This is a genomic window from Okeania sp. SIO3I5 (assembly GCF_010672085.1).
Taxonomy (GTDB): Bacteria; Cyanobacteriota; Cyanobacteriia; order Cyanobacteriales; family Microcoleaceae; genus Trichodesmium.
In genome coordinates this window covers 1-7,055 of record NZ_JAAHHT010000355.1, presented here as the reverse complement: position 1 = coordinate 7,055, position 7,055 = coordinate 1, and the positions used below count along the sequence as shown (strand labels likewise).

Sequence of the window (7,055 nt, the reverse complement as noted above, 5' to 3'; positions counted from 1 at the left end):
TCATCATCCACCTTTATATTATTTAATGGCTCGATTATGGATGCAAACATTTGGCGGTTCCCTCACTGCGTCTCGTAGTTTACCAGCACTAATTAGTTTATTATCTTTGCCATTAATATATGTTCTCACTTGGCAACTTTTTAACTCCCATTTAACTGCTTTACTGGCAACTACATTTTTAGCTTTATCACCTATAGAAATTTTACTAGCTCAAACTGCAAGACAATATAGTTTAGTTACTGTTTTGACTATTGGTAGTAGCATTTTATTATTGCAAGCTTTAGATTCTCGAAGCTGGAAAAAATGGGGATTATATAGTATTATTTCTGCTCTTGGTTTGTATACCCATTTATTTTTTTCTTTAACTCTTATCTCCCATGGAATATTTGTAATCAGCAATTGGTTATTATCAAATTATATTGCAATAAATTCCTCTGAAAATAAATCTAATTCATCAAAAATAAAACCTTTAATTCAAACTTTGCATCTGGATTTTTTCCTGGCTTCAATAGGAATCATAATTCTCTATCTTCCTTGGATAGTTATAGTAATTAGTCATCTGCAACAAGTGTATGATAGAACAAATTGGGTAAGAGAATCAGTAAGCTTCAATTTTTTAGTAGAACGCTGGATTTGGAGTTTCTCATGCTTATTTATTGACGTAGATTTTAGTCTTAATAGTAACGGCATATATTTACTCAGATTGTTATTTTTAATTATTATTACTTGGGGAATTTATGAAGTTTTTTGTTCTTGTAATCTTTGCACAAAATTATTTATCCTGACTTCTATTTTGATACCTTTTATAATATTAGTAACACCAGATTTGGTGTTAGGTGGGCAACACTCTGCTGTCACCCGTTATCTAATTTCCTCTTTTCCGGCAATATATTTATCAGTTGCTTATTTATTGGGGAAATATTTGAGTCAAAAATACTGGCGAGTAGTTTTAGCAATATTGTTAACTGCTAGTATTGTATCCTGCACCCTCAGTGCTTTTTCTGATACTTGGTGGAATAAGGGTTTGAGTTACTCTAATGCAGAACTTGCGAAAAAACTTAATGCTACCGACTCCCCAATATTATTGAGCGATCTGGGGGATAATTATACAAATACGGGAGATTTGATTTCACTTAGTTATTTATTAGATGATCGGGTTCGACTGTTGTTGTTGAGTGAGTCGCCAAATTTAGAAATGCTTGCAAATGAGTCAAAGATATTTGTATTTAAACCCTCTGGGAGACTGCGGAAAGCAATAGAAGGGAAGCAATGGGAATTTGAGTCTATTGTAAATGGAAAACTTTGGCGAGTCAGGAAAAAGTAATAGCGTTTCATTGAAGTCAGAAGTCAGAAGTTAGATTTAATCCACTAAAAATCTGACGTTGCATATTTGCGCATGGGAATTATATCATGTCCGGATCAGAGCGTGATCAAAAAACTTTTTCCTCCTTATACATTCAAACTCTCTTCTCTTCCCTCCTGAGGACCTACGGACGTTGCTTGAACATTAATGCGTTACATGTCGCTCCGCTAACGCGGAGCGAAAGCGTCAGCAATACGTCCCTACCTCCTGACTCCTCCTTCCTTATTTATAACTATTCAACCGGACATGATATTAGTGGGTTCGGGGTGTGGGGAGTGTTGGGAGTGTGGGAAGTGTGGGAGGAATTATAGTTATTAGAGAAAGACGAAGTACAAAGATTCATCCCTTGGTTGAGCAACACCAAAAATCTTGATCAGACAATAGTTTGGAGTAATTATTTGACATTTAAAGTTGGAAACTATTTGTGACATTCCTGAAGTGAATTAGTATCAGAATAAAATCATGGTGAAACTGTTGATAAAAAATCATGTTATGTTGAGTATTAGTATCGCTATGTTAGCCATAAATTTGATTGTTGTACTTAAACGAATTTTGTACCTCACCAGGAAAAAATTGCTATATTAAGTTTCTCAAGGTGGCAGAATTAGGATAACAGATATCGAATCAATATCATTATTTACTGAACAATTGGTAAGAGTTAAGAAAGGCAAATCTTTGTCAGACATTGAAAGGGAACTTCTCAGAGAATCTTTATCTGGCAAAACCTATAGCCAAACAACCTCTAAATTAGATTATTCCAGAGATTATATTAGTCAAAATGTAGCTCCTAAATTATGGAAGCTACTTAGTATTATCCTAAAATAAAAAAGTAGCAAAAATAACTTCCTTTCTGTACTAGAAAGACAAATAATCATCTATAAAAAAAGTAGAAAGGAAAGTACAAAGACAGCTTTAATTAATCTAAATAGAATTAAAAATTAACAAAAATTAGACATTAATGATTATAAACTACTTGATAGTAGAGTTCCTATAGGTTATCCTTATTATATAAAACGTGCTGAAGAATTAATCTGTTATTTAGAAATTAATAAACCAGGAGCATTTCTGCGCATCGAAGCACCTAGACAAATGGGAAAAACTTCTCTATTAGCGAAAATTTGCAAAAAATTAGAAACAATTTTATTAAACAATGACTGTAGAAAGAGAACTGAAAAAACCTAGTTATCATCTTCATAATGGATTTCGGATGCCCATGGGATTTCCTCCAGAAGGGTTTAGTTCTGGAATTAGCTATCAAGCACAATCTTCAGATATTTTTATCGCAACTTATCCTAAATGTGGAACTACATGGACTCAATATTTAGTCTGGTTAATTCTAAATAATGGACAACCTTTATTAGCTTCAGAAACCATCTCTGAAGTAAGTCCTCATTTAGAAGAAGTTGGAAAAGAAGCTATAGCTAAGTTCACAAGTCCGAGAATTATTAAAACTCATTTACCTTATAATTTAACTCCTTATAACCCAGAGGCAAATTATATTTATGTAGCTCGTAATCCTTTTGACTGTGCTGTTTCTTTTTATCATCATACGAGGGGATTTATTAAACATTATGATTTTGCCGATGGTACTTTTGATGACTTTTTTGAATGTTTTATTACTGGAGAAGTAGACTTTGGAGATTATTTCGATAATTTAGTACCTTGGTATGAACATAAAGATGATAATAATGTTCTGTTTTTGACTTATGAGGAAATGAAATATAATCCCCAAAAAGCAGTTTTTAAAATAGCAACTTTTTTCGGTTCAAAGTATGTTGAAACGCTCAAAAATGAACAAGTGTTAAATCAAATTATGACTCATAGCAGCTTTGAAAATATGAGCAAAAAACAGGAACGTTGGTCAAGCAAAAGACCTGAAAATATGCCCTCATTTATTCGGAAAGGAAAAGTGGGAGATTGGAAAAACTATTTTTCACCAGAACAGACAAAAAGACTGATGGATAAATTTAAAATGCGGACTTTAGGAACTGGGTTAGCAAATCTTTGGTTAGAGGTTTAACTCCTATTTTATTGAGCAGGGAAGTTTTCATTAATGGATAATGAATAATGAATAATGAATAATGGATAGTGGATAATGAAAACGATCTCTAATTATCAATTATCCATTGAAAAGGAGAAGCTTTAAACCGAATCGCTCAATTATCAATTGGTAATTAGTATAATATGAAATCCAGTTGAATACTTAATTAATAAAAATTCAATATAATCAATTTAGTAATATTTTTTTTAAATATTAAATGTAAGCATTCAGCAGTCAGCTATCAACTTGATTAGATTTAATTATATCGGTTGAAAACTCAAACTCGTCGTTCTTGTGCTTCAATTGTTTAGTTGAAAATGTACTAGATAGTTAAACTAATTCTCACTTCATTCATTTTTATTGCTGAAAGCTGATAGCTAATACCAATTTGATAAATGTTTGCTACAAATAGTTATGGTACTTTTTAGGAGTCAACCCACCCCTAACCCCTCCCAGGAGGGAAAGTCAGGAGTCAGAATCAATGGTTTAAATACCATTTTTTAGGTATTAAGTCACCTTTTTTGTCAAAGAGACATCTGATCTAAAATCTTTTTGTTGCCATTATTATTCGTAATATTCTTTTTTCAAAATGGTATAATAGCTGAATGCTTACTATTAAATAATAATCTTAAATTACTCATAAACGCACCATGATTACTTTAGCTAAATGGTCAATACAAGACTATCATCAGATGATTTATTCAGGTATTTTGAGCGATCGCCATGTAGAATTATTAGAAGGAGAAATTATTGAAATGTCGCCAGAAAAACCTTTGCATCGGAAAATAACTGATTCTATTGCCGAATATTTGCGAGAAAAGTTCCGAGGTCTAGCAAAGGTCTACGAAGCACATCCAGTTACTCTTCTTCTTAATTCAGAACCTGAACCAGATATTGCTGTTATTAAAATGCCAGTATCTTTATATGATTTTCGTCATCCCTATTCTGAAGAAATTTATTTGTTAATAGAAGTTTCTGATACAACTCTAGAAAAAGATTTAGAAGAAAAACGATTTCTTTATGCTAGTTCTGGCATTTTAGAATATTGGGTTGTGAATTTAGAAACTGAACAAATTATCGTATTTAAACAACCATCTATAGATAATTATCAATTCCAAAAAATCTACAGTCAAGGAACTATTTTTACATTGGTTTTTCCTGATATTGAAATATTAGTAGAAGAGTTATTGAAATAGGGAGTAGGGACGTTCGCATTTTTGTTATTCAACGTCTCTACAGAGTAGAAAAAATGAGTCGGAGGATAGAGAAAAAGCAAAAAATATTTATAGGAGTCGCTATTACTCGCGCGGACATTCTCACTCCTTTTAAATTTAGTCTGTGCTGCGAATGTAAGGGCGAATAGCTATTCTAAGGGCGAATTGCCATTCGCCTCTACTTTAGATATGCTCAGGTTTTGTTGCTGTGATAAAAACCATGCGATCGCTAAATTTCAACACTGAATTATTCTGATATTTCTCTTCCATTTCTTTTAAACCTGCTGCTAATTCAGTATCGTTAAATTCAGAAAGCAAAAACATATAACGATTTTCTACCATTTCAAAATACTGATTTTTTGGCAATTCTAAAGGGTATTCTCTCATATCAAAATCGACAATAAAACCTACTTTTTGAAGTAAATTAATTAGTTCTTGATAGTGAGGTTGTTTTTTTTCGTACAACTCTAGTGCTTTGGCAAATAAAGGATATTCAATAGTGGGTGGTAAGAGCAATAATAGGAAAATTCCCCCTGGAGTTAATCTTTGCCATAAATTCTGGAATAGGAGAAATTTTTCCTCTATATAATGGATAGCTTCTTTTAAGAAAATTTTGTTATAAATTCCTGGTTTTTCAGAGAATTTTACTCCATCCATTTCTAAAGGATTTAATCGACTATTTGGCGGAATTTTTTCTAGCATTTCCGCAGAAGGATCTACACAAATAATCGGTTGTTGTAACTGAATTTGATTGAGAATTTCTTTGCTATAAATTCCCGTTCCACAACCAATATCTACTAAAGTATCTGTGGGAGTTAGGTGTAGATATTCGATGATTTTTTGAGTTGTGAATTTAATATAGTCAGGAGAGTATGACCAGAGATTATCGTAAATATTTGCGATATTTTTGTAATGATTTTCGGAAGGGTTATTCATCATAGTAAGTAGGGCACAACATAAATTTTAACAAGGATGGCACAACACAGATTTTGCCACGGATATACGGATGATTGGAAAAATGGGCGTTGCTGATTTTGGGTATGATTTGTATTTTTTGGTAATTGCCAAACTATTGAATAACAACTATTTCAAATTATTCAATTTTTATTTTCATACCTTGATTCAGCAACGCCGAAAAATGAATATAGAGATTTATTGATTAGAAAGCTATTGCTACTGTACTTGATAAATCTGGAATGGGTTGTCTAATACAGCGCTTTTCAGATTGATGAGCCACATCGGTACAGCAAAAACCTTGTAGGGACGTTCCATGGAACGTCCCTACTGTGGTCTACCGAAATGAAAACTGCTGTAAAATAGAAGTTTAATACTTGGGGTTTAGTCATAATTTTGGTTCAATTTTTTGACAAAATTTTGATATTCTGGAGAATTTAATCCCTGTTGTAAAATTGCTAATACTTGACCTAAATCTCCTGCAAGTAAAGCTTCTTGAGCCAACCATAAGCCAGGGAAATATTCACTACAAATAATACCTTGTTCATTGGGTTTAAGTTTAATATATTTTCCTTCTTTTAGCCGAAACCAATCAATTTCTCCGTCATAAATCCGCCAAACTAAATATTCCTGTACTTGATTATTTTGATAGGTTTTTAATTTTTGATGTAAATCAATAGACGCACTGCTAGCTGCAATTTCTATAATTAATTCTGGCGCACCTTCTACATAGCCATCTTCACTAATTGTCGATTGCCCATCAACAGTAATTCTCAGTAAAACATCGGGTTGAGGTTCATTTTCTGCATCAAGACGTACTGTACAATTATCTCCTAGTTGAGTATTAGGAGTAAACGCTTTATAGAAACCAAGCCATGTTATAATTGAAGCATGGGGTTCTCCATGTTGATTAATTCTTAAAGGTGATGCCATATAAACAATTCCTGCAATTAGTTCGGCTTTTTTGACATGAGGCATTTGTTCATAACGCCTTTCAAATTCAATACAATTAAGTTGATCGCCGTTTTCTAGGGGTGGAATTTTTGTTGATATTAAGGTGTTTTGAGACATGGAAATTTTTGAAAGTAGGAGTTCAAGTTTTTAGTTCAGTAATAGTGATTATTTCATTATAATATACTGCTTCAGCACAGTTGAAATAGCAAATAGATTATCTTTTTTCGTTACTAAACAACGTCTTTTTAATGATTGTATTGCTTTCCATAAATCTGAGTGGGAGAGTCGAAAATCTGGGGGAGTATTACAAATATCTACTGCTGTTTCTTGAGTTGCTATCCATAATATTACTTGTTTTTCTAGCTCGGACAAACGCTGAAAAATTCTCTCAAGAATTGGTTCTAAATCTCCTAAATATAGATTTTTACAAGATAAAAATTGAGCGATATTTCCATCACATAAATCTTCTACCGCATCAGCAATAATATTTAGCCATAAAGGATTTCCACTATAGAGATTTATCAAGTCA

At 32.6% G+C, this 7,055-nt stretch carries 7 protein-coding genes and 1 pseudogene; 5 read left to right on the top strand and 3 right to left on the bottom strand.

Annotation, left to right across the window (positions count from 1 at the left end; genetic code table 11):
- The 5 genes from F6K40_RS37560 to F6K40_RS37545 form a co-directional block, all read left to right on the top strand.
- On the top strand, positions 1-1,324 hold a 1,324-nt coding region (locus F6K40_RS37560), incomplete at its 5' end, for a glycosyltransferase family 39 protein (protein WP_293144518.1).
- 642 nt (positions 1,325-1,966) lie between these two features.
- Positions 1,967-2,188 carry a helix-turn-helix domain-containing protein gene (locus tag F6K40_RS41695; protein ID WP_483143790.1) on the top strand — a complete coding sequence of 74 codons (222 nt, stop codon included), beginning with the start codon at positions 1,967-1,969 and terminating at the stop codon, positions 2,186-2,188.
- Between the two features lie 129 nt (positions 2,189-2,317).
- Complete coding sequence (locus tag F6K40_RS37555; RefSeq protein ID WP_365674157.1) at positions 2,318-2,545, top strand: AAA-like domain-containing protein; 228 nt, start codon at positions 2,318-2,320, stop codon at positions 2,543-2,545.
- Positions 2,514-3,383 carry a sulfotransferase domain-containing protein gene (locus F6K40_RS37550; RefSeq protein ID WP_293144515.1) on the top strand — a complete coding sequence of 290 codons (870 nt, stop codon included), beginning with the start codon at positions 2,514-2,516 and terminating at the stop codon, positions 3,381-3,383. Before F6K40_RS37555 ends, F6K40_RS37550 begins: the two co-directional genes overlap by 32 nt.
- Positions 3,384-4,054: 671 nt before the next feature.
- Positions 4,055-4,600: a Uma2 family endonuclease gene (locus tag F6K40_RS37545; RefSeq protein ID WP_293144512.1), complete on the top strand. Its 546-nt coding sequence runs from the start codon at positions 4,055-4,057 to the stop codon at positions 4,598-4,600.
- A gap of 201 nt (positions 4,601-4,801) precedes the next feature.
- Here F6K40_RS37545 and F6K40_RS37540 read toward each other — a convergent pair whose 3' ends face one another.
- From F6K40_RS37540 to F6K40_RS37530, 3 genes and pseudogenes are all read right to left on the bottom strand, one after another.
- Positions 4,802-5,557, bottom strand: a complete 756-nt coding sequence (locus tag F6K40_RS37540) for a class I SAM-dependent methyltransferase (RefSeq protein ID WP_293144509.1) — start codon at positions 5,555-5,557, stop codon at positions 4,802-4,804.
- Between the two features lie 399 nt (positions 5,558-5,956).
- Positions 5,957-6,643 (bottom strand): Uma2 family endonuclease, encoded by a 687-nt coding sequence (locus F6K40_RS37535; protein WP_293144506.1) that lies wholly within the window; start codon positions 6,641-6,643, stop codon positions 5,957-5,959.
- 48 nt (positions 6,644-6,691) lie between these two features.
- Positions 6,692-7,055: pseudogene (locus tag F6K40_RS37530) on the bottom strand (AAA family ATPase); the annotation flags it as partial.